Origin of the sequence: Methylobacterium sp. NPDC080182, assembly GCF_050281105.1 — a bacterium.
GTDB lineage: Bacteria > Pseudomonadota > Alphaproteobacteria > Rhizobiales > Beijerinckiaceae > Methylobacterium.
This window is the reverse complement of sequence record NZ_JBNNWO010000001.1, coordinates 420,443-441,834: the sequence shown is the minus strand read 5'-3', so window position 1 is coordinate 441,834 and position 21,392 is coordinate 420,443. Positions and strand designations below refer to the sequence as shown.

The window sequence follows — 21,392 nt, the reverse complement described above, 5'->3', positions numbered from 1 at the left end:
TCAGCGCCGCTCCGCGAACAGGTCCGGCCGCCGCAATTGGAGCGCGAAGAGCAGCGTCAGCGACTTCATGTCGGTGATCGCGCCGCGGCGGCCCATGGCGGCCAGTTCCGGCAGCGGGATCTCGTGGACCGCCACGGCCTCGCCCTCGGCGGCGAGACCGCCGCCGGTGCCGGTCCGGTCGGCCTCGCCGTAGGCGGCGAGGAACAGGTCCATCCGCTCCGTGGAGATCCCCGGCATCGACCAGGCGCTGGCGACGAAGTCGAGGGCGCTGAGGCGCAGGCCCGTCTCCTCCATCGCCTCGCGCCGCGCCTCGTCCTCGGAGGCGCCCTCGTCGAGGAGGCCGGCCGGCACCTCGATGTGGCTCGGCGGCCCGCCCGAGTAGAGGACCGGCGCCCGGAACTGCGAGACGAGCGTGGCGACCCGCCGCTCCGGATCGTAGGGGAGCACCGCGACCGCCCGGCCGTGATCCTCCATCTCCCGGGTGATGCGGCTCCCGTCCTCCTGCATCACCTCGGCGACGAGGTAGCGCGCCCAGCCGTCATGTACGAGGCGCACGCCCCCGATCCGTGGTGCCATTCCGATCTCGCCCTGCTCCTGGAGCCCGACGGATCGTTCAGGAATGCGGCGGCCTTGCGGACACGGTGATGCGGAAGCGCAGGCGCCCCGCGGGCGGCCCCTCCAGACGCTCGGCGGCGTCGAGGCGGGCGCCCTCCTCGCGCACGAGGTTGGGGATATCGAGGGCGGCCAGGGGGTCGGTGCAGGTCACCACCAGCGTCCGGCCGGCGGCGAGGCCGCGCAGCGCCTTCCGGGTGCGCAGGACCGGGAGCGGGCATTTCAGGCCGCTCAGGTCGAGATCGACGCAGTCCGGATCCTCGTCCCGCACGCCGGAAGCTCCCGAACCGGCGCGGATGCCGGCCCGGCGGTCTTAGGCACCGCGGCGGCCCGGCGCCAGCGGCGTCCTCACCACACGTGATAGCCGAAGGCGGGTCCGGAATAGCTGTCTGGCGCCGTCCAGACATAGCGGGGACCGTTGTAGCCGTACTCGAAGCCGCGGCTCGGGACCGGCGCGTAGGCGTAACCGTAGCCGAACGGCGCGGGATAGCCGTACTCGCCGTAATAGCTGTACTGCGGCCGCCCCCGCGCCGCCACGGTGCCGGCGATCCGGCCGCCGGCCCCGTGATGCCAGCGCCCCGGGGCCGGCCCAGCGCCCTCCAACCGCGCCAGGTCGGCCGCTCGCGCCGTGCTCGAGGCCACCGGAACGGAAGCCATCCCGGCGAGGATGACGGCGATGATGCGGGTCATGATGCGGCTTCTCCCCGAGCGCTACGTCCTGTCGGAACGTTCCATTAGCACGTTCCAACGGCGATTCGCGCGGGCTGCGGGAGCCAATCAGCCGGGTGCTAGAAGACGCATTCCGTGAAGGCCGGACGCACGCAGGCGCCCCAGCGCCCCTCGTAGTCGGCGAGGAGATCCTCGGCCCGCGTCCGCCCGGCCGCGACGACGGCCTCGAGCGGCTGCAGGTAGATCACCTCGTCCCGGCCCTCGGCGTCGCGGCGGCCCCGGGCCCGGAGGCCCGCGCGGGCGATCGCCAGGGCCTCGGCGGCGACGGCCCCGAGCGTGGTGTTGGCCACCGGCGTCGCGAGCCCCAGGCGCGGCGCCGTGGCGCGCGCGGCCTCGCGGTTGGCGAGGCTCCACCCCTTCACGAGGTCGAGGGCCGCGTCGAGGGCCGAGTCGTCGTAGAGGAGACCGGTCCAGAAGGCGGCCTGGGCGGCGATCATGCCGGGGCCGCCGACATCGGCGCCGCGCATCTCCAGGAAGCGCTTGAGCCGCACCTCGGGGAAGGCCGTGGAGGCGTGGTTGGCCCAGTCCGAGACCGTGGCGAACTCGCCCGGCAGCTGCGGGAGCTTGCCGGCCATCAGGTCGCGGAACGAGGCGCCCGACACGTCGTGGTAGGTGTCGCCTCGCTTGACGAAGTACATCGGCATGTCGAGCAGCCAGTCGACGTAGGCCTCGTAGCCGAACCCCGCGTCGAAGGCGAAGGGCAGCATCCCGGTCCGGTGGGCATCCGTGTCGCGCCAGATCTCGGACCGGCGCGACAGGAAGCCGTTCGGCCGGCCGTCGGTGAAGGGCGAGTTGGCGAAGAGCGCGGTCGCGACCGGCTGCAGCGCCAGGGACGCGCGCATCTTGCGCACCATGTCGGCCTCGGAGGCGAAGTCGAGGTTCACCTGCACGGTGGCGGTGCGCAGCATCATGTCGAGACCGAGGGACCCGACCTTCGGCATGTAGCCGGCCATGATCCGGTAGCGGCTCTTGGGCATGACCGGGGTCTCGTCCCGGCGCCATTTCGGGCTCATGCCCAGCGTCAGGAAGCCGATGCCCAGGGGATCGGCCACTCGCTTCGTGGCGGCGAGGTGCGTGGCGAGTTCCGCCGCCGTGGCGTGCACGTCGGGGAGCGCCGCGCCGGACAGCTCGAACTGGCCGCCGGGCTCGATCGAGATCGCGCCGCCCGCCTCCGCCGACAGGCCGATGATGTTGCCGAGATCGAGGATCGGCTCCCAGCCGGTCTCGCGGGCGAGCCCCTCCAGGAGCGCCCGGATGCCGCGGTCACCCTCGTAGGGAACCGGCGCCCGGGTCTCCCGATAGAACGGGATCTTCTCGTGCTCGGTGCCGATCGCGAAGCGCGCGCGCGGCTTCTCGCCCGCCGCGAACCATTCGATCAGTTCGGCGCGCGTGGTGAGCGGCGTGGTGTCGTTGCTGTCGCGCGCCATGCGCTGCCTGCCCGTGCGTCTGACGTGTGCCTGGGAACGGGCGCGCCGGACTGCTCCGGCGGATCCACCCGGTACAAACCCGCTCTCGCGAGCGGGATCCGGGCGGACACCCGCCCCCGACCCCGATGAGCACGCGGCGCAGGCGGCGTCCGATCCGGGACATAATCGAGCCGCCGTGAACCCACAACGCGGCGGTCTCGACCGGCGCGCCGCTTCACGTCTGATCCGGGGAAACAATCGACCGGCGCGGTCCTTCCATGTGCGCGGGCGCACATGGATCGGGGCGGCGCGCGTCAGCGCGCGTCGCCGAGCACCGCCTGCACCAGCGTCAGCACGGCGACGGCGGCGGTGTCGGCCCGCAGGATGCGCGGCCCCAGGGAGAGCGCCACGGTGTTCGGCCGCGCCCGGATCAGCGCCCGCTCCTCCTCGGAGAAGCCGCCTTCGGGACCGACCAGCACGGCGAGCGGAGGGGGCGCCAGCGGGTCGCCGGCCGCCCGCAGGGCCGCCACCGGGTCGCGCACGGGCGCGTCCTCGTCGCAGAACACGAGGAGCCGCCCGGGCGCGAGGCCCGCGAGTGCGGCCGGCAGGCGCTCGGGCTCCGGACAATCGGGAATCGCCAGGATCCCGCACTGCTCGGCGGCCTCGACCGCGTTGGCCCGCAGCCGGTCCATGTTCACGCGATCGCCCTGCGTGAACCGGGTGATGACCGGTCGGATCGTCCCGGCCCCCATCTCCACCGCCTTCTGCGCGAGATAGTCGAGGCGCGCGCTCTTCAGCGGGGCGAACAGGTAGTGAAGGTCGGCGGGCGCGGGCTGCGGACGCGTCTGCGCGGCGACGTGCAGGTCGGCGCCCTTGCGCCCGGTCTGGACCAGATGGGCGCGCCACTCGCCGTGGCGGCCGTTGAAGACCAGGACCGGATCGTCCGGCCCCCGGCGCAGCACGTTGAGCAGGTAGTTCGCCTGAGCCCGGTCGAGGGGCAGAATCACCCCCGCCGCGAGATCGGCCGCGACGTGGAGGCGCGGAGCGGTGAAGTCATAGGCCGGCATGGCGGCGTGGTCGCGCGGGCCGGCGGGCCTGTCAACGCGGGGACCGCGACCGAAAGTGTTGCCGAATGGTTACGAGCCCCGGTTTTCGGCAGCCAGTCCACCGGTGCATGGCGCAGCCGGTTTGCCGCTCGAATGACGCCACAATCCTATGGCGAACCCAACGGAACGGAAGAGAGCCGGCCGCTCGCGGATTCGGCAGGGGCGTCGAGGGAGTCGCGGAATGGCGAAGGGGAGTCTGAAGCTGGGGGCGGCGGTGCTGGTCGGCACCGTCCTGTTCGGCACGGCGGCGTTCGCGCAGAGCGCGGCACCGGAATGCGGTGCCATCCAGAAGACCCTGGCCGAGCGCAAGGCTCTGGTCGGCCGCGCCAATGCGGCGTCGCAGTCCAAGAAGAAGATGACCCCGCAGGAGGCCTGCGCCCTGTTCGGGAAGCTCCAGTCCAACGGCGCGGAGGGCATCAAGTGGATCGCCGCCAACAAGGAATGGTGCTCGATCCCCGATTCCTTCGCCGAGGGCTTCAAGGCCGACCACGTGAAGGTCAGCGGCATCCGCACCAAGATCTGCAGCGTCGCCGCCCAGGCGACCAAGATGGAGGCGCAGGCCCGCGCCCAGGCGCAGGCCCAGGCGGGCGGCGGCGGCGGCGGGCTGCTCGGCGGCCCGGGCTTGACCGGAAGCTTCAAGCTGCCGCAGGGCGCTCTCTGAGATCGTCTGAGAGGATCGCGGATCCGGCGCGGGTCCCCCCTCGGCAGCGGCGGGGGACTCACGTGCGGGACGACCGGAGATCCGACCGATGAACGGCACGGTGTTTGACGACGGGCGGCCGGCCGACGCGGTCTCCGGGCACTGGGTCGACCGGCGGGCGCCCCGGCCCTGGCGCCCGTACCTGCGCCTGGCCCGGATCGACCGGCCGATCGGCTGGTGGCTCCTCCTCCTGCCCTGCTGGTGGTCGGCCGCCCTGGCGGCGATTGCCGCGGACCAGGCCTTTCCCGACCCCTGGCACTGCCTGCTCTTCCTGATCGGCGCCGTGGCGATGCGCGGGGCGGGCTCGACCTACAACGACATCGCCGACCGCGACCTCGACGCGCAGGTCGAGCGCACGCGCCTGCGCCCCCTGCCCTCGGGCCAGGTGCGGCCGCGCCACGCCGCCCTGTTCCTGGTGATTCAGGCCCTGATCGGGCTGGCCGTCCTGCTGCAGTTCAACGCGGAGGCGGTGATCATCGGTCTCTGCTCGCTGCTGCCGGTGGCGATCTACCCGTTCATGAAACGGGTCATGCCGCTGCCGCAGGCGATCCTGGGACTGGCCTTCGCCTGGGGGGCTCTGATGGGCTGGGCCGCGGTGTTCGCCCGCCTCGATCCGCCGGCGCTCCTGCTCTACGCGGGCGCCCTGTGCTGGGTGATCGGCTACGACACGATCTACGCGGTGCAGGATATCGAGGACGACGAGATCGCGGGGATCCGCTCCTCGGCCCGCCTGTTCGGCCGGCACGTGCGGCTCGCCGTCGGGCTCTGCTACGCGCTGGCCGCTCTGTTCGTGGTTCTGGCCGCGCGCGGGGCCGGAGCGGGGCTCGTCGGGTATCTGGGGGTCGCCGCCTTCGCCGGGCACCTCGCCTGGCAGGTCCTGTCGCTGCGCGAGCGCGACGGGCGCGGGGCTCTCACGCTGTTCCGGTCGAACCGGGACGCGGGCCTGATCCTGTTCGTCGGCCTCACCGCCGACGCGCTGCTGCGCAACCTGTTCTAGGCGCCGTCGGCACCCTCAGGTGCGGGCGATGATCTCGTTCTCGCCGCGGAAGATCTGCGGGCGCGCGGGCAGCCGGCCGGTCTTGCGGCGGGCCAGGAAGCGCGGGCGACGGCGGCCGAGACCGGCGTGGCGGCGACGGATGCGGACCTGACCGAGAATCAGCCGGCCGATCTGCTGGGAGACCGGGACGAGGAGGCCGTCCTCCCGGACGATCATCCGCACGAGGCCCGCCCGCGCCGCGATGTCGCGCCACAACGCGACCACGTCGTCCTCCTCGAAGCTGCCGAGGCGCTGCAGCACGTCGCCTTCGGCGTCGACGAGGATCAGGCTGAACCGGTCGGCGCCCACGATCTCGGCGTCCTCGGTGGCGTAGGCGAGCGCGATCCCGACGGCCCGGCGCGCGCCGGGGGCGCGGCCGATCACCGGCAGCGGCGAAGCGACGAAGCGGGGCGCGGTGTCGGCACCGTGCATCGGGTGTCCTGCGTGGCTTTTGTCCGTGGCCGGGGAAGTGTTCATCGGTCCGAGTCCCTGGAGCAAGTGGCGACCCCTGTCGGGCCGTCCGTTATGCCAAGCAAAATCGCACCCGAACTCCTCCGCACCGCTTAAGAGCCGTCGTTAAGCGAATCTGGACAGCGCTGTCATTTGCGGAATGCTCAATGCTTCCTTGAATGCTCAACGTTTCCTTGCGCAGATCGGTCGTTATCGATCGATCAACCAGCATCCTTGTGGCGCTGCGGGCGCCGCCGTACAACGGGGCGACCGGGCGCGCGATCCTCCGCGCCGGGTCTTCTCAGCCCGACCGGGTGAGCCCAAGCGGGCCCGGACGTCCGCCCGCCGGACGGGCGGGCCGGCGGGGCCCTCGCGGGCCGCACGGATTCCACGCGGAGCGCGATGCCAGAGCCTCTCACCGACGATGCCGTATCCGCCCTGATGCCGGAGTTGCGCGCCGTGATGCGCGAGGCCGCCGACATCGCGCGGCCGTTCTTCAGGCTCGGCGGGCAGACTTCGGCCCGCATCTGGTCGAAGGCCGGCGGCTCGCCGGTGACCGAGGCGGACGTCGCGGTCGATGCCTTCCTGAAGGTGCGTCTGAGCGCCCTCGTGCCGCGGGCGGCATGGCTGTCGGAGGAGACCGCCGACGACCCGGCGCGCCTCGGCCACGACCTCGTGTGGATCGTCGATCCGATCGACGGGACGCGGGCGTTCCTGTCGGGCCATCCGGACTGGTCGATCGCGGTGGCGCTCCTGTCGGGCGGCGAGCCGCTGATCGGCTTCGTCCACGCGCCGGTGGGCGACGCGGATTACGAGGCCGTGCGCGGGCGCGGCGCGACGCGGAACGGCGAACCGATCCGCGTCGATGCCAGGCAGAGCCTGCCCGGCGCCCGCGTCACCGGCCCGAAGCCGATGCTCGACCGCCTGGCCCGGGGCGCCGGAGCGGACCCGGATTTCGAAGTGATCGCGCGGATCCCGTCCCTCGCCTTGAGGCTCGCCCGCGTGGCGGACGGGACGGTCGATATCGGGATGATCTCCGGGAATGCCCGCGACTGGGACCTGGCCGCCGCCGACCTCGTTCTGCGCGAGGCGGGCGGGGTGGTCTGCGATTTCTCCGGGGCTGCGACGCCGTACAATCGCGCCGACCCGGTGCACGGCGAGTTGCTCGCCGCGCCGGTGGGCCTGCGCGACCCGGTTCTCGCCGCCTGGGACCGCTGAGGCCGAGGCCCCGCGTGTCCGCGGCGAGCGACCTCAGGCCGTCGCGGTCTCGCGGATCTTCACCGCGGCGGGCGCGAGCCCGAGACGCTCGGCGAGATGCCAGTGCAGTTCACGCGGGGAGTGGTAGTTGTAGGACCGGTCGATCAGGTCGCTGAGATCGGCCCCGGTCTGGTCCGCGGTCTTGGCCCGCGCCAGCTTGCCGACCCGGAAGGTCGGGGCATCGGTGACGGGGGAACGGACGCCGCGGCGCCGTGTATACTCGAATAACATCACTGTCTTTTCTTTTCTGGACCGGACGTTGGCTACGCCCGGCGTCGTTTCTGGGATATTGCCTCCGACGCGACCGGAACCCGGGCAGTCTCGCCCGGGCAGGCAGCGTCGGAAGGGGGAACCGCGTCTGGCGGCCGCTTCATGCGCCACCCGCAATCCTCAGTTGCACACTTCGGCGCATTGAGGGCGCGGGAGGCGCCTCGGAACCCGCGACGGTCAGGCCGCCTGCAGGTTGCCGGCGGCGTCCTTGCCGCTGCGCTTGTCCGTGAGGATCTCGTAAGCGATCCGCTGGCCTTCGATCAGGTTGCGCATCCCGGCGCGCTCGACGGCCGAGATGTGGACGAACACGTCCTTGCCGCCATCGTCGGGCTGGATGAAACCGTAGCCCTTGGTCTCATTGAACCACTTCACAGTGCCGGTATTCACGTAGTGTACCTCGTTCGTCCATAGGCCATCCGCGCGGCACGAGGGCCGCGTGATGCACCACGGTCTTTCTGGATTTGGCCAGTGCGGCGGGGCGCGAGTCGCTGAACCTTGAACAGCGTCAGCCTCGGTGGATAAGCCCCCCGAGGACGTATTTAGGCGCAGGCTGCGGCCGCAACAAGGCATGGGCGGCGTATCATCTGCGTCGCAGGCCGGAATCACAGGGGGCCGAGCGGCACCGCCCCCTGTGATTCCGGGCATTCACGATGCATATACGGAATGCGCTCAAGCAGTTAAGGCGCGTGGCTCTGGACGATACATGGCAGGCATCTCGGTCTCGCTGGACGGTGCGAACATCCAGCTCTCCTTCCAGAAGGACGATCAGGCGACGGCGGTGGTGATGGATGCCCGCGCCGCCCGGGCGCTGGTGCGCGCCGTCGGGCAACTCCTCACGGCGATCGACGATACGGACGAGCCCGACATGGCCGACGAGATGGGCGACGAGGAGGTCGCCATGCTCGACGTGACGTCGTCGGCCATCGAGGTCGGTACCGACGACGAGGGCCAGGCGGTGGTCGCCCTGCAGGCCGGCGCCCTGCCGCCGTTCCAGCTCCGCCTGACGGACGAAGAGGCCCGCCACGTCGTGACGAGCCTCTCCGAGATCCTCAATGCCCCGCGCGACGTGCGGACCTCGCACGGCGGTCACTGACGGCCGGGCGCACCGCCGTCGCGGGCGCCGTCACATGCGCGTCCCGGGATCCGTCGGCGTGCCGGGGAAGATGTCCGGCTCGGAGCCCGGACCGCCGGGTTCGCCGATCCCCGGATCGTTCACCGGATAGGGCGTGCGCGGGCCGGTCGGGCCGATATCGGGCTCCTCTTCGGGCGTCGGCGGGGGCGGCGGCAGGTCGCCGGGCGTGGGCTTGGGAAGGCCGGGATTGGCCATGACGCGACTCCTGATGGTTGGGATGGGGACCAACGGGCCGCCTTCCCCGGGGGTTCCGATCACCGGTCCGGGGTCCGCTCCAGGACGCGGCCGGGCGGCGGAGGGCCGCGGGAACGGGCGGCACGAGCCTCCGTTAGCCGGGCAGATCCCCCGACCGGAGACCGCCATGCCCGACATCCGCCAAGCCAAGATCCTGATCCTCGCCACCGACGGTTTCGAGGAGAGCGAGTTGACCGTCCCGCAGGCCAAGCTGGCCGAGGCCGGCGCCGCGGTGACCGTCGCCGCCCCGCAGTCGCGCCAGAGCAAGGGCACGATCCGCGGCTGGGACAAGACCGACTGGGGCCGGGAGGTCGCGGTCGACACCGACCTGGAGCAGGTCGACCCGGCATCCTACGACGCCCTCGTCCTCCCGGGCGGCCAGATCAACCCGGACAAGCTCCGGCTCGAGCCCCAGGCCCTCGCCCTGATCAGGAGCTTCCTGACGTCCGGCAAGGTCGTGGCCGCGATCTGCCACGCCCCGTGGCTGCTGATCGAGACCGGCGCGGCCAAGGGCCGCGACCTGACCTCGTTCAGCTCGATCCGGACCGACGTGATCAATGCCGGCGGCCGGTGGCACGACAAGGACGTCGTGACCGACCACGGCATCGTCACGAGCCGCAACCCGGGCGACCTCGACGCGTTCTGCGCGAAGATCGTCGAGGAGATCCAGGAGGGCGGCCACGGCGCCCGCCAGTTGGCGGCGTGACCCGCGCGGGCGCCGGACGACCGGCGCCCGTGCTCAGCCGCGGCCGCGCTCGCCGGTGACTTCCAGCACCGTACATCCGCGGATCGGGCGGCCGTACTCGTCCGCGCCCTCCACGGTCACCCGGTGGGCGCCGGGGGCGAGGTCGTCCGGGAGCCGCGCCGTCCAGATATGGGTCGAGGGCACCGCCTTCACCCAGCTCTTCTTCGTCTCCGGGTAGCGCTCGTAGAGCTCGGTGACGAACGGGTCGGGGCGGCGGGTGCGCGCCATCGGCCGGGGCGTCGCGTCCCCGACCCGGAACGCGAGGCGCGTGCGCGGGCCGCCGTCGAACACGTTCACCACCAGGGTCGTGTCGGCGAGCGCGTCCTGCGGCACCGGCGGCCGCAGCCCCTGCACCGGCCGGGTCCAGCGCACCACCTCGGGCGCGCCGGCCCGCAGCTCGCTCTCGAACAGGATCCGCATGGTCTCGTCCGGCTGACCCTGCGCGGCGACGTAGCGCGTCGTGTAGTCGGTGCCGCGGATCGACAGGACGTGGAACCCGTTCGGCGTGCCGTCGCGGCTGTCGGCCGAGGGGATGCCCGTGCGGGTGTCGGGACCGCTCCACCACGAGCCCGAGACGGCGGTGAGCACGTGATGGTGGTGGCCGTCGGCGAGGTGGTGGTGCTCGGTCGTGTGGGTGTGGCCGGCGAGGCTCAGCACCTTGCGGCCGGCGAGCAGGTCGAGGAGCGCGGCGCGGTCCGTGGTGTGGGTGCGGGGCTCTTCGGGGCCGGTCTCGGTGTGCAGGGGGATGTGCATGGCCAGCACGATCAGGTCGTCCCGCGGGATCTCGGCCAGGAGGTTGCGCAGGAAGGCCAGGCCGCGGTCGCCGATCCGGCCCCGGTAGGTGTTGGCGCCCACCGGCACCGGCGGCCCGAGCCACTCGACGTTGTCGAGCATCACGAACCACGCCCGTCCGTGCCGGAACGCGTAGGTCGGCGCGCCGAACACCCGCTTCCAAGTCTCGCGGCTGTAGCGCGCGTCCGGCGCCTGCATGTTGAGGTCGTGGTTGCCCGGCAGGCTGTACCAGGGCAGGCCGATCCGACCGACGATCCGGTTGGACCGGCCGTAGAGCGAGAGATCGTCGAACAGCACGTCGCCTGTGGTCAGGCCGAAGGCGGCCGGGATCGCCATGGCGCGGGCGACCGCGGTGTCGCGCACGTGGTCGAGTTCGAACCGGCTCTCGGGCTGGGGATCTGTGAACAGCACGACGTCGAAGTCGTCCGGCTCGTCCGCGCGGGTCAGGGTGAAGTCGATCGAGGCCGGGAGCGGCCCGGTGGGCGCGAGGCCGCGGTAGCGCAGGCCCAGCTCGGCGGGCGTGCCCCCGGGCTGGTGGATGTAGGAGTGGCGCGGCACGTTGTCGGCGTCGCGCGGCAGGGCGTAGCCCGGCGGCTTGATGACGAAGACCGCGCCGTCGCCCGACATCGGCAGGCGGTATCGGCCCCGCTCGTCGGTCCGCGCGATCTCGCGGCCGTTGGACACCAGCACGCCCGGCAGCGGGACCGGGTCCCCGCCGGCCGCGTCGCGCGCGGAGACGATCCCGGTGGCCTCGGCGGCCTCGGCGGGCTCCTGCGCACCGGCCCGGCCCGCGACGAGGCCGAGGGCGGCGGCGCCCGCCATGGTGCTCCGGCGGGTCAGGCCTCCGGGCTGGGTGTCGCGCGACATCGATGGCTCCTGCACGGCTTCGCGGCGCGGCGTCCCGCGGGAGGCCGGCAACCGGCATCCGGGACGCTGCCTGCGCGGCCAACCAGACGCGTTTGACCTCCGGATGACAGGCGCGGCCCCGAACGCGCGAGGCCCGCGCCTCGGCAGAGGTGCGGGCCTCGGATCGGGTTCGACGGGCGGGCGTCGCCGGGAGCGGCCGGCGCCCGCGGGTCCGACTACTCCTCGTCGCCGGGCTCGAAGGTCTGCGGCATCGGCTCGGCGCTGGCGACCGGGGTCGGCGCGCCGATGGTCGAGGGCACGTTCACGCCGTCACGCTTGTAGATGTCGTCGCGGAACTGGACGATGCCGTCCGGGGTCGACCAGGCGGTGATGTAGGTCCAGTAGACCGGCACCGGCTGGGAGATGTTGGCGTCGATGCGCTTGCCGCTCTCGATCGCCTCCTCGACCTTCTGACGGTCCCAGCCGGGCGTGTCCTTCAGCAGCCACGTGATGTACTCGCGCACGTTCTGCACGCGCACGCAGCCTGAGGAGATGAAGCGGAAATCGTCGCCGAACACGCCCTTGGTGTTCGTGTCGTGCATGAACACGCCGTAGGGGTTCGGGATGTTGATGCGGACGATGCCCATCGAGTTGAAGTCGGCGCCCGAATCCTGCCGGTAGGTGTAGCGGGTGCCCTCGTCCGAGAACCAGTTCACCGACTTCGGCGAGACCTCGGAGCCGTTCGACAGGATCCGGATCTTGTTGTCCGTGAGGTAGTTCGGATCCTTCTGCATCTTCGGGATCAGGTCCTTCTTCACGATGGAAGCCGGGACCGTCCAGGTCGGGTTGAAATTGATCTGCGTCGCCTTGGTGTTCATGATCGGCGACTGGCGGTCGATCTTGCCCACGCCGGCGGCGTGGAGCGTGACGACCTGACCGTTCTCGACCGTCTCGACGAGCGCGGCCGGGATGTTGGTGATCACGAAGCGCCGGCCGAGATCGCCCGAGTAGGAGCGCAGGCGCACGACGTTGATCTCGAGCTGGCGCAGGCGCACGTCGGCGGGCACGTTCATGGCCTGCTGGGTCGCCATCGTCATCGCGCCGGTCTGGCTGAGGCCGTGCCGGGCCTGGAACCGCTTCACGCCCGCGGCGACGTACGAATCGTACACGCCCGAGCCGCCCGCGGCCGGATCGAGGTCGCCGGTGACGATCAGGCGCTGGCGGATGGCCGCCACGGCCGGGCCGCGCGAGCCGATCCGCAGGTGGTCGGCGCCGGAAACCTGCCGCCAGCCACCGCGGGCGACGATGTCCTTGTAGCGCTCCACCATCTGCTCGGTGGACGTCACGGTCTGGGGCGAGAGGATCGGCACCGTCTCGCGCTGCACCTGCATGCCGGCGGGTGAGGCGTAGTCCTGCGCCCACTCGGCCTGGGCATAGTTGCCCTGATCGCGGGCTTGGGCGCCGCCGATGCCGAGCGCGCCGAGGGCGGCGACGCCGAGGATCGCGGGGAACCGGTTTTGTGCCTTCTTGCGCATCGGTCGCTGGCTCTGGTCCGGGGTTCGTCAGGTCGTGACGGGAGCGGATTGTCTCGGGCGCCACGGTGTCGGGATGGCGTTAAGACTCCCTATCGAAGGGGCCGGAATGTGGCATCGCCGTGCGCCAGCGCACGCGGCGTCCGTCTGCGGCACCCTGGCAACAGCCATCGTCGCGCCGGTGTGGCAGGGATGCCATAGCGGTCCGGTTCGGACGGCGCGCGGGAGCAGCATGGATTCGGGCGAGGCCCTTTCGGATCGACGTGTCGGGCCGGCCCTGCGGGCCGTCGTCGCCCTGCTGGCGCTCTACGCCCTGCTGCTCCAGGCCTTTCTCGGCGGCCTGATGCCGGTGCCGGCGGCGACCGACGGCCTCTGCGCGCAGCATGCCGACGCGTCCGCTCCATCGGGCGCGCCCGTCCCCCACGACCACGGCGATTGCTGCACGGCGGCCCAGGCCACCGGCCCGGCGCTCCCGCCGCGCCCCCCGTCCGTCGGCTTCCGATGGGTCGCGACCGCGGACCTGCGGCCGGCCTGGCCCCTCAACCGGAGCGTCGGCGCCCGCGCGCCGCCCGGCACCATCGCGTCCCCGAGGGGGCCGCCGACCGCCTGAGCGATCACCACCTCTCGGATCCCTCAGGACGGATGTATTCCCATGAAGACCCTTGTCTCGGCCGCCCTCGGCCTCGGGCTGCTCGCCTCCGCGGCGCAGGCCCACGCGGTGCTGGAACGCAAGCAGGCAGCCCCCGGCGCCTCGTATCGCGGCGTCGTCCAGATCATGCACGGCTGCAACGGCAAGCCGACGACGCGCGTGAGCGTCACCATCCCGGAGGGCCTGATCGGCGCCAAGCCGATGCCGAAACCCGGCTGGACCCTCGCGACGACGCGCGGACCCTACGCCAAGACCTACGCGACCCATCACGGCACGGCCGCGGAGGGCGTGACATCGATCACGTGGAGCGGCGGCTCCCTTCCGGACGATCAGGTCGACGAGTTCACCTTCCTGGCGCAGGTCGCCGGCACCTTCGAGCCCGGCGCGACCGTCTACGTCCCGGTCCAGCAGGATTGCGCGGAGGGCAGCTATTCCTGGTCGGAGATCCCCAAGGCCGGTCAGGACGCCCACGACCTGAAGGCGGCCGCGCCGTCCTTTCGGATCGTCCAGGTCGCCCAGGCGGGCGGCGCGCCGGCCGCGGGGACGGCCGCGGCCGCGACGACCGTGAAGGCCGGTGACCTGACGATCGAGACGCCGTGGCTGCGCGCCACGCCGAACGGCGCCAAGGTCGCCGGCGGGTACGTGCGCATCACCAACACGGGGAGCGCCCCGGACACGCTCACGGGCGCCACGGTGCCGTTCGCCAAGAGCAGCGACATCCACTCCATGTCGATGGAGGGCGGCGTCATGAAGATGGCGCCGGTCACGAACGGCCTGACCATCAAGCCCGGCGAGACCGTGGAGCTGAAGCCCGGCGGCTATCACCTCATGTTCGAGGACCTGACCGGCGCGCCGAAGGCGGGCGAGACGGTCGCGGGGACGCTCACCTTCCAGCGGGCCGGCGCCGTGCCGGTGACCTTCACGGTGGCGCCGATCGGCGCGGGCGCGCCGGGCGGCCAGCACCAGCACCAGCACTAGCAGCCCGGGACGGAGCTTCGGCCGCCGGGCGACAGCCGTGACGCGAGCAGATCCACGAGGCCGGGCCGCCGCGGCGCCCGGCCGTCGCGGCCGCGCGGACCCTCGGGTCGCCCCCGCGCGGCCGGCGCGCGCGCTCGCCCGGATCGTGGCGCTCCTCGCCCTCTACGCCCTGGCGCTGCAGGGCGTCCTCGGCGGCCTGGCCTCCGCCGCCGCGGGGCCGGACCACGTCCTCTGCCTCGCCGACGGCGGCCCGACCGATCCGGCACCGACCGGCAAACAGCTGCCGGCCCCTCACCGCGGGGATTGCTGCGTCGCCTGCCACGCGGCCGGCCCCGCCACCCTGCCCGGGCCGTCGGCCGTCGCCGCCGTCCCGGTCGCCCGACCCGTCGCGGCCGCCGCCTCACGGCCGCGGCGCGTCGCCCTCCCGCGGGCGCCCCCGCGTCCCGGCCTCGGAGCCCGCGCCCCGCCCGCCGTCTGACCGATCGCCCCACCTTCCCCGATCGCCAGACACGGATCCCGCCCCATGCCCCGCCAGTTCCGGGCCGGCCGCCGCGCCGCGCTCCTGCTGTTCACCTGCGCGACGCCGGCCGCGGCCCAGGCACCGTCCGCCGCCTCGGTCACCCTGTCCGAACTCAGCGTCGTCGGCGCCGCCGCGACGGACGCGCCGTCGCACGAGACCCGCGGCTCGCTCTCGGTGCCGAGCGTCGACCGCCAGAGGGCCGCGCTCGCGGGGACCGTCGGCTCCGTGGCCTTCGTCGACGCCGCGGCGCTCCAGGACCGCTACACCAACACGCTCCGCGACGTGCTCAAGGACGTGCCCGGCGTCTACGTGCAGGAGCGCTACGGGCAGGAGCTGCGCCTGTCGGTCCGCGGCTCGGGCATCGCCCGCGCCTTCCACCTGCGCGGGCTGGAGCTGCTGCAGGACGGGATCCCGCTCAACCTCGCGGACGGGAGCGGCGACTTCTATCAGGTGGACCCGCTCGCCCTGCGCTCGGTGGAGGTCTACAAGGGCGGCAACGCCCTGACCTTCGGGGCAACGACGCTCGGCGGCGCCGTCAACGCCGTCACGCCCACGGCCTACACCGCGCTGGCGCCCAACATCCTGCGGGTCGACGGCGGCAGCTTCGGCACGATCCGCGAGCAGGCCCAGATGTCCCGCATCGACGGGCCGCTCGACGGGCTGGTCAACGCGACGCTGACCAATTCCGACGGGTTCCGCGCCCACGAGGCCCAGGCCACGAAGAACTTCAACGCCAATATCGGCTACCGGATCGCGCCCGACATCGAGACCCGCTTCTATCTCGGCACCTACCTCACCGATCAGAAGCTGCCGGGCACCCTGACTCTCGGCCAGAGCCTCTCGACCCCGACGCTGGCCAACCCCACGGCGATCACCGGCAACCAGTCCCGCAAGGTCGAGACGGAGCGGATCGCGAACCGCACCTCGTTCCTGCTCGACGTGGGCAAGCTCGACGTCGACACCTGGGCGATCCACAAGAGCCTGTACCACCCGATCTTCCAGGCGATCGACCAGGACGGCTGGACCTACGGGATCAGCCCGCACTGGGCCGGGACCTTCGATCTCGGCGGCTTCCGCGACGACGTGGTGCTGGGCCTGCGCGCCTTCGCGGGCCAGAACTCCGCGCTGCAATTCGTCAACGTCCGCGGGCAGCGGGGGGCGCAGACGCTCAACGCCCTCCAGAGCGCCTCGAGCCTCGAGGCCTACGGCGAGAACCGATTCTGGTTCCTGCCGGACATGGCGCTGATGACCGGCGCGAAGGCGTTCTCGTCGAACCGGACCTTCAGCGACAAGGGCGGGCTGCCGGGCAACCCGAACCCGCGCTTCGCCGACGTGACCTACGCGGGCGTCAACCCGAAGGTCGGCCTGCTGTGGCAGCCGCGGCCCGACATCCAGATCTTCGGCGACGTCGTCCGGTCCCGGGACGTGCCGGACTTCTCCGACCTCGTGCAGCAGAACCTGCTGAGCACGACCTTCGTGCCCCTGCGGGCGCAGCGCGCCTGGACCTACGAGGCCGGCGCCCGCGGCCGCGTCGACCGCCTCGCCTTCGACGTGACGCTCTACCGCTCGGACCTGCGCGACGAGCTGATCAACTTCGCGACCAATCCCGGCCTCAACATCCCGGCCGCCACCTTCAACACCCCCCGCTCCGTCCACCAGGGCGTCGAGGCGGCCGTCACCCTGGACCTCGTCCGCGACCTCGCGGCGGCGGGCGACGGGCTCAGCGTGACCCAGATCTGGACCCACAACGACTTCCGGTTCGTCGGCGACCCGGTCTTCGGCAACAACCGCATCGCCGGGATCCCGGCCGACGTGCTGCGCACCGTGCTGAGCTACCGGCACCCGCGCGGCTTCCACGTCGCGCCGTCGCTCGACTGGGTGCCGCAGGGGGCCTTCGCCGATCACGCCAACACCCTGCGGGTGCCCGGCTACGCCCTGCTCGGCGTCGAGGCCGGCCTCGATCTCGCCGACGGCGTCGCCCTGTTCGTGGATGCCCGCAACCTCACGAACGCCCGCTACGTCTCGGACATCGCCGTGGTGGCCAACGCCGCCGCGACGGCGGGCGGCCCGGCCGCGCTGGCCGCCTTCTATCCCGGGAGCGGCCGCAGCGTCTTCGGCGGTATCCGCGCCTTGTTCTGAGCGCGGGTGCCGCCATCCGCGGCACTTCTCCAGATCCCGGGCGGCGGGTTAAGGTTAAAAAAACATGAACCCTGCTGTCCGGGCCAATCGGCGCTAGGATTGCGGCGTCGTCCGAAAGCCACGGACGGAGCGTCCCGGATCGGAACGAGCCGGGCCGTCGGACGGCACAGGAGAGGCAGATGAACGGCTTCGATGTCACGTTCCGGGACGATCAGGACTGGGTCGATTTCGGCAGGTCCTACGTCAACTCGGAAGCCTTCAAGGCGCTGTTCCGCGACGGGATGACCCTGGTCGAGGAGACGGCCGCCTATCTCGACGGCGAGGGCCGCGACGAGTCGCGCCTCGTGTCCCGGGACGCGACGCTCAGCTACGCGGCCGAGAGCATGCGCCTGACCACGCTGCTGATGCAGATCGCCTCGTGGTTGCTGGTGCAGCGCGCCGTCGCCGAGGGCGAGATGACCCCGGCCGAGGCCCTCCTGGAGAAGCACCGGGTCAAGCTCGGTACGGCCGAGCCGCCGAAGCAGCAGGATTTCAACCTGCTGCCGATGCGCCTGCAGCAGCTGATCCTCCGGGCCCGGCGCCTGCACAGCCGCATCCTGCACCTCGACGCGCTGATCGCCGAGGACCGGCCGACGCCCCAGCCGGTGGAGAGCCCCGTCGCCGCGCAGCAGGGCCTGCTGCGGATGGCCTTCCGCATGAGCGAGGGCTGAGCGGGGGCCGGGCGACGCTCCGGGGAGCGCCGCCGCGCGAGGCCGGCCTCCCGGCCCCGACGCTCAGAACGCCGGGAACTGGCCCGGGAACTGTTCCTTCAGGATCTGCCGGATCGCGTCGTTCTGGAACGCGTGGACCAGCTTCGGCACCCAGGGCTTGCCCGTGTCCGCCTCGCGGACCACGATGACGTTGTTGTAGGGGTTGTCGACCTTGGACTCGATCGCGATGGAGTCCTTGCCGGGGATCAGGCCGGCATCGACGGCGTAGTTGGTGTTGATCACCGCGGCGTCGAGATCCTCGAGGCTGCGGGGCAGCTGCGCGGCGTCGACCTCCTGGAACTTCAGGCGCCTCGGATTGTCGACGACGTCGAAGACCGTCGGCAGCAGGCCGACCCCGTCCTTCAGGCGGATCAGCTTCTCGGCCTGCAGCAGCAGGAGCGCCCGACCGCCGTTCGACGGGTCGTTGGGGATGCCGATCTGCGCCCCGTCCTTCAGGTCGCCGACGGCCTTGACCCGCTTCGAATACAGGCCGATCGGCGTCACGATCGTCTCGCCGACGGGGACGATCTTGTAGCCGCGCGCCTTAACCTGGTTGGCGAGAAACGGCTTGTGCTGGAAGGCGTTGGCGTCGAGGTCGCCGGACTGGAGCGCCTCGTTCGGCAGCAGGTAGTCGGAGAACACCACCAGGTTGATGTCGAGCCCGTCGCGGGCCGCGATCTCCTTGGCCTTCGCCCAGAGGACTTCGGCATCTCCGCCCATGATGCCGACCTTGATCTTGTCCGCGGCCATGGCCGGCGCGACGGCCAGACCGACCAGGGCGAGGAACAGCAGCAGCAGACGTCTCATCGGATCTCGATCCTAGCAGTGCGTCCGGAGAGCCTCGGCCCCCGGACAGGCGGGCCGCCCGCGCGGCGGAGTTCCGGCGAACCGCGGGTGACCGGGGAAGGATACGACGGCCCGGCCGCGCTTTGAATGCGCCGGCGGCGGCCGGACCCGGCCGCGGAGGCCGCGGGCGCGGCCCGTCCGAGAAGAAGCGTTCCCGTCCCCGCATCCGGACGCGCGGTTCGCGCCAAGGTCCGGGCGATCTTCGCAAACCCGTCCTGTGGATAACGCGCGCGGCCGCGCGACGCCGCGCACGAAAACGGGCGGCCCCGCCAGGGACCGCCCGTCTCGAACAGCGTCGCCGTGACGGCTGCGGCGCTCAGCGCTTGCCGAGGTTGCCGAACCGCGAGTTGAAGCGCGACACGCGGCCGCCGCGGTCGAGCATCTTCTGCTCACCGCCGGTCCAGGCCGGATGGGTCAGCGGATCGATGTCGAGATTGAGGGTGTCGCCCTCCTTCCCGTAGGTCGAACGGGTCTGGTACTCGGTACCGTCCGTCATCACGACCTTGATGAAGTGGTAATCGGGGTGCTCGGTCCCCTTGGCCTTCGCGGCCGCGTCCTTCGCCATGACCTTGGTCCCTGTCTGGCACGCCGGCGGGAAGCGCAGGAGGCGCCGCCCGGCCCGGAATGCGGAAGATGTCACCGGTTGCACCGAACCATGGGTTCGTGGCAACGGCACGTCCAAGCCGACCGTGGTGGCGGCCCGCGGCCATTGAACACACGCAATCGGATGAGCGGCGGCCTATACCGCAGCCGCTCCCCGGTCACAAGCGCCGCGGACCGGGAGAACGACAACACGTGAGGCGTGATGGCCCGTAAGACCAAGGCGGCCGCGGCCGGCCGACCCAGAGCCCCGCTGAGCGCCCTCCGGCCGCTCCTCCCCTTCGCGCTGCGCTACCGCGCGCGGATCGCCGCGGGGCTCGTCGCCCTCATCTGCGCGTCGGCCTCGACGCTGGTCGTCCCGATCGCCATGCGCCGGGTCATCGACCACGGCTTCACGGCCGACGGCTCGACCGTGATCGACGCCTACTTCCTCGCCCTGCTCGGGGTCGTCGCGGCCTTCGCGCTGTCGAGCGCGGCCCGCGTCTACACGGTGGTGACGCTGGGCGAGCGGGTCGTCGCAGACCTCCGCAGCGCCGTCTTCGCGCGGCTGACCCAGCTCGATCCGGCGTTCTTCGACCGGGCGCAGTCCGGCGAGATCGTCTCGCGGCTCACCGCGGACGCGACGCAGATCAAGTCGGCCTTCGGCGTCTCGGTCTCGATCCTGCTGCGCAACCTGTTCCTGTTCGTGGGCGCCACCGCCATGATGGTGGTGACGAGCCCGCGCCTGTCGGTGATGGTGCTGGCCGCGATCCCGATCATCGTCTTCCCGCTGATCGTGTCGGGCCGCGGCGTGCGCCGGCGCTCCCGGGCGGCCCAGGACCGGCTCGCCGAGGCCTCGGCCTACGCCGCCGAGGCAGTCGGGGCGGTGCGGACGATGCAGGCCTTCGGCCGATCCGACTCGACGGCGGCCCGGTTCGCGGCGGCCTCCGAGGAGGCCTACGGCGCCGCCCAGGCCTCGATCCGGGCCCGCGCGCTGCTCACCGGCGTCGCGATCTTCCTGATCTCGGCCTCGGTGGTCGGGGTGATGTGGTACGGCGCCCAGGGCGTCCTGAACCACACGATGACGGGCGGCGAGCTCTCGCAGTTCGTGCTCTACGCCGTGTTCGGCGCCGGCGCCCTCGGGCAGCTCTCCGAGGTCTACGGCGACCTCGCCATGTCGGCCGGCGCGGCCGAGCGGCTCACCGAGATTCTCGCCGCGGAGCCGGCGATCCGCGCGCCGTCCCCGGCCCTCCCGCTGCCCGAGCCGGCGCGGGGCGCGGTGGCCTTCGAGGACGTGCGCTTCGCCTACCCCACCCGCCCGGAACACGCCGCCCTCGGCGGGCTGAGCTTCGCGGCCGCGCCCGGCGAGCGCATCGCCATCGTGGGGCCCTCCGGGGCTGGGAAGTCGACGGTGTTCCAGCTGCTGCTGCGCTTCTACGACCCGCAGGGCGGCCGGATCCTGGTCGACGGCGCCGACATCGCCCAGGTCGATCCCGAGCGCCTGCGCGCCCGCATCGCCCTGGTGCCCCAGGACCCCGTCGTGTTCTCCGGCACCGTCACCGAGAACATCCGCTACGGCCGCCCGGAGGCCGGCGAGGCGGAGGTCCGGCGCGCGGCCGAACTCGCCAACGCGCACGGCTTCGTCTCGGCCCTGCCGCAGGGCTACGCGACCCAGGTGGGCGAGCGCGGCGTGACCCTCTCGGGCGGCCAGCGGCAGCGCATCGCCATCGCCCGGGCGATCCTCAAGGACGCGCCGATCCTGCTCCTCGACGAGGCCACCTCGGCCCTGGACGCCGAGTCCGAGCGCGCCGTCCAGGCCGCCCTCGCCACGCTGATGCAGGGCCGCACCACGCTGGTGATCGCCCACCGGCTCGCCACGATCCGCGCCGCGGACCGCATCCTGGTCCTCGACGACGGCCGCATCGTCGAGACCGGAACCCACGAGAGCCTGCTGGCCCAGGGCGCGCTCTACGCTCAGCTCGCGAACCTGCAATTCACCGACGCGCTGGACGAGACGGCGCGGGGCAAGGAGCCCCGCAGCCGGGGCGAGCGCCTGCCGGTCGCCGAGTAGCCGGGCCGCGCCCG

24 protein-coding genes are annotated in these 21,392 nt (G+C 72.2%); 11 read left to right on the top strand and 13 right to left on the bottom strand.

Annotated features, from left to right (window positions below):
- The 5 genes from ACQKQD_RS02230 to ACQKQD_RS02210 form a co-directional block, all read right to left on the bottom strand.
- A complete protein-coding gene (locus tag ACQKQD_RS02230) occupies positions 1–576 on the bottom strand; it encodes an NUDIX domain-containing protein (RefSeq protein WP_026604542.1) in 576 nt (191 codons plus the stop codon).
- A 37-nt stretch (positions 577–613) separates the two neighbouring features.
- Complete coding sequence (locus ACQKQD_RS02225) at positions 614–883, bottom strand: sulfurtransferase TusA family protein (RefSeq protein ID WP_020090664.1); 270 nt, start codon at positions 881–883, stop codon at positions 614–616.
- A 77-nt stretch (positions 884–960) separates the two neighbouring features.
- On the bottom strand, positions 961–1,302 hold the full coding sequence (locus ACQKQD_RS02220; protein ID WP_427507370.1) for a hypothetical protein: 342 nt from the start codon (positions 1,300–1,302) through the stop codon (positions 961–963).
- Between the two features lie 98 nt (positions 1,303–1,400).
- The gene (locus ACQKQD_RS02215) at positions 1,401–2,768 is read right to left on the bottom strand and encodes a glutamate--cysteine ligase (protein ID WP_427507369.1); all 1,368 of its coding nucleotides are present in this window, start codon (positions 2,766–2,768) and stop codon (positions 1,401–1,403) included.
- 293 nt (positions 2,769–3,061) lie between these two features.
- A complete protein-coding gene (locus ACQKQD_RS02210) occupies positions 3,062–3,814 on the bottom strand; it encodes a 16S rRNA (uracil(1498)-N(3))-methyltransferase (RefSeq protein WP_020090667.1) in 753 nt (250 codons plus the stop codon).
- Positions 3,815–4,034: 220 nt separating this feature from the next.
- Between ACQKQD_RS02210 and ACQKQD_RS02205 the strand changes: the two genes are divergently transcribed.
- Positions 4,035–4,514, top strand: a complete 480-nt coding sequence (locus ACQKQD_RS02205) for a hypothetical protein (protein WP_020090668.1) — start codon at positions 4,035–4,037, stop codon at positions 4,512–4,514.
- 88 nt (positions 4,515–4,602) lie between these two features.
- Positions 4,603–5,550, top strand: coding sequence for a 4-hydroxybenzoate octaprenyltransferase (gene ubiA, locus ACQKQD_RS02200; protein ID WP_020090669.1), 948 nt, complete (start codon positions 4,603–4,605; stop codon positions 5,548–5,550).
- Positions 5,551–5,565: 15 nt separating this feature from the next.
- Here ubiA and ACQKQD_RS02195 read toward each other — a convergent pair whose 3' ends face one another.
- Positions 5,566–6,021 (bottom strand): DUF6101 family protein, encoded by a 456-nt coding sequence (locus ACQKQD_RS02195; protein ID WP_056531694.1) that lies wholly within the window; start codon positions 6,019–6,021, stop codon positions 5,566–5,568.
- Positions 6,022–6,441: 420 nt separating this feature from the next.
- Between ACQKQD_RS02195 and ACQKQD_RS02190 the strand changes: the two genes are divergently transcribed.
- Positions 6,442–7,257: an inositol monophosphatase family protein gene (locus tag ACQKQD_RS02190; protein WP_427507368.1), complete on the top strand. Its 816-nt coding sequence runs from the start codon at positions 6,442–6,444 to the stop codon at positions 7,255–7,257.
- Positions 7,258–7,290: 33 nt separating this feature from the next.
- Here ACQKQD_RS02190 and ACQKQD_RS02185 read toward each other — a convergent pair whose 3' ends face one another.
- Positions 7,291–7,527, bottom strand: a complete 237-nt coding sequence (locus ACQKQD_RS02185) for an AsnC family transcriptional regulator (RefSeq protein WP_091679178.1) — start codon at positions 7,525–7,527, stop codon at positions 7,291–7,293.
- A 216-nt stretch (positions 7,528–7,743) separates the two neighbouring features.
- On the bottom strand, positions 7,744–7,953 hold the full coding sequence (locus tag ACQKQD_RS02180; RefSeq protein WP_012322269.1) for a cold-shock protein: 210 nt from the start codon (positions 7,951–7,953) through the stop codon (positions 7,744–7,746).
- Positions 7,954–8,269: 316 nt separating this feature from the next.
- Between ACQKQD_RS02180 and ACQKQD_RS02175 the strand changes: the two genes are divergently transcribed.
- Positions 8,270–8,659: a hypothetical protein gene (locus ACQKQD_RS02175; protein ID WP_020090673.1), complete on the top strand. Its 390-nt coding sequence runs from the start codon at positions 8,270–8,272 to the stop codon at positions 8,657–8,659.
- A 30-nt stretch (positions 8,660–8,689) separates the two neighbouring features.
- Here ACQKQD_RS02175 and ACQKQD_RS02170 read toward each other — a convergent pair whose 3' ends face one another.
- Entirely contained in the window at positions 8,690–8,893 is a 204-nt protein-coding gene (locus ACQKQD_RS02170) for a hypothetical protein (RefSeq protein WP_427507367.1), read from the bottom strand.
- 166 nt (positions 8,894–9,059) lie between these two features.
- Between ACQKQD_RS02170 and ACQKQD_RS02165 the strand changes: the two genes are divergently transcribed.
- Complete coding sequence (locus tag ACQKQD_RS02165; protein ID WP_427507366.1) at positions 9,060–9,638, top strand: type 1 glutamine amidotransferase domain-containing protein; 579 nt, start codon at positions 9,060–9,062, stop codon at positions 9,636–9,638.
- 33 nt (positions 9,639–9,671) lie between these two features.
- Here the strand turns inward: ACQKQD_RS02165 and ACQKQD_RS02160 are convergent, their stop codons facing one another.
- On the bottom strand, positions 9,672–11,336 hold the full coding sequence (locus tag ACQKQD_RS02160; protein WP_091925443.1) for a calcineurin-like phosphoesterase C-terminal domain-containing protein: 1,665 nt from the start codon (positions 11,334–11,336) through the stop codon (positions 9,672–9,674).
- Between the two features lie 215 nt (positions 11,337–11,551).
- Complete coding sequence (locus ACQKQD_RS02155; RefSeq protein WP_020090677.1) at positions 11,552–12,850, bottom strand: L,D-transpeptidase family protein; 1,299 nt, start codon at positions 12,848–12,850, stop codon at positions 11,552–11,554.
- 229 nt (positions 12,851–13,079) lie between these two features.
- Here ACQKQD_RS02155 and ACQKQD_RS02150 point away from each other — a divergent pair, with 229 nt between their 5' ends.
- From ACQKQD_RS02150 to ACQKQD_RS02130, 5 genes are all read left to right on the top strand, one after another.
- On the top strand, positions 13,080–13,457 hold the full coding sequence (locus tag ACQKQD_RS02150; RefSeq protein WP_234082040.1) for a hypothetical protein: 378 nt from the start codon (positions 13,080–13,082) through the stop codon (positions 13,455–13,457).
- Between the two features lie 42 nt (positions 13,458–13,499).
- Complete coding sequence (locus ACQKQD_RS02145) at positions 13,500–14,474, top strand: DUF1775 domain-containing protein (RefSeq protein ID WP_331299363.1); 975 nt, start codon at positions 13,500–13,502, stop codon at positions 14,472–14,474.
- Positions 14,475–14,511: 37 nt separating this feature from the next.
- A complete protein-coding gene (locus ACQKQD_RS02140) occupies positions 14,512–14,952 on the top strand; it encodes a hypothetical protein (protein ID WP_427507365.1) in 441 nt (146 codons plus the stop codon).
- Between the two features lie 45 nt (positions 14,953–14,997).
- Positions 14,998–17,133, top strand: coding sequence for a TonB-dependent receptor family protein (locus tag ACQKQD_RS02135; RefSeq protein ID WP_427507364.1), 2,136 nt, complete (start codon positions 14,998–15,000; stop codon positions 17,131–17,133).
- A gap of 179 nt (positions 17,134–17,312) precedes the next feature.
- Positions 17,313–17,843 carry a DUF1465 family protein gene (locus tag ACQKQD_RS02130; protein ID WP_020090682.1) on the top strand — a complete coding sequence of 177 codons (531 nt, stop codon included), beginning with the start codon at positions 17,313–17,315 and terminating at the stop codon, positions 17,841–17,843.
- Between the two features lie 63 nt (positions 17,844–17,906).
- Here ACQKQD_RS02130 and ACQKQD_RS02125 read toward each other — a convergent pair whose 3' ends face one another.
- A complete protein-coding gene (locus tag ACQKQD_RS02125) occupies positions 17,907–18,689 on the bottom strand; it encodes a MetQ/NlpA family ABC transporter substrate-binding protein (RefSeq protein ID WP_427507363.1) in 783 nt (260 codons plus the stop codon).
- Between the two features lie 355 nt (positions 18,690–19,044).
- Positions 19,045–19,293, bottom strand: coding sequence for a 50S ribosomal protein L31 (gene rpmE, locus ACQKQD_RS02120; RefSeq protein ID WP_012322259.1), 249 nt, complete (start codon positions 19,291–19,293; stop codon positions 19,045–19,047).
- A gap of 240 nt (positions 19,294–19,533) precedes the next feature.
- Here rpmE and ACQKQD_RS02115 point away from each other — a divergent pair, with 240 nt between their 5' ends.
- Positions 19,534–21,378, top strand: a complete 1,845-nt coding sequence (locus tag ACQKQD_RS02115) for an ABC transporter transmembrane domain-containing protein (RefSeq protein ID WP_427507362.1) — start codon at positions 19,534–19,536, stop codon at positions 21,376–21,378.
- The last annotated feature ends 14 nt before the right edge of the window (positions 21,379–21,392 follow it).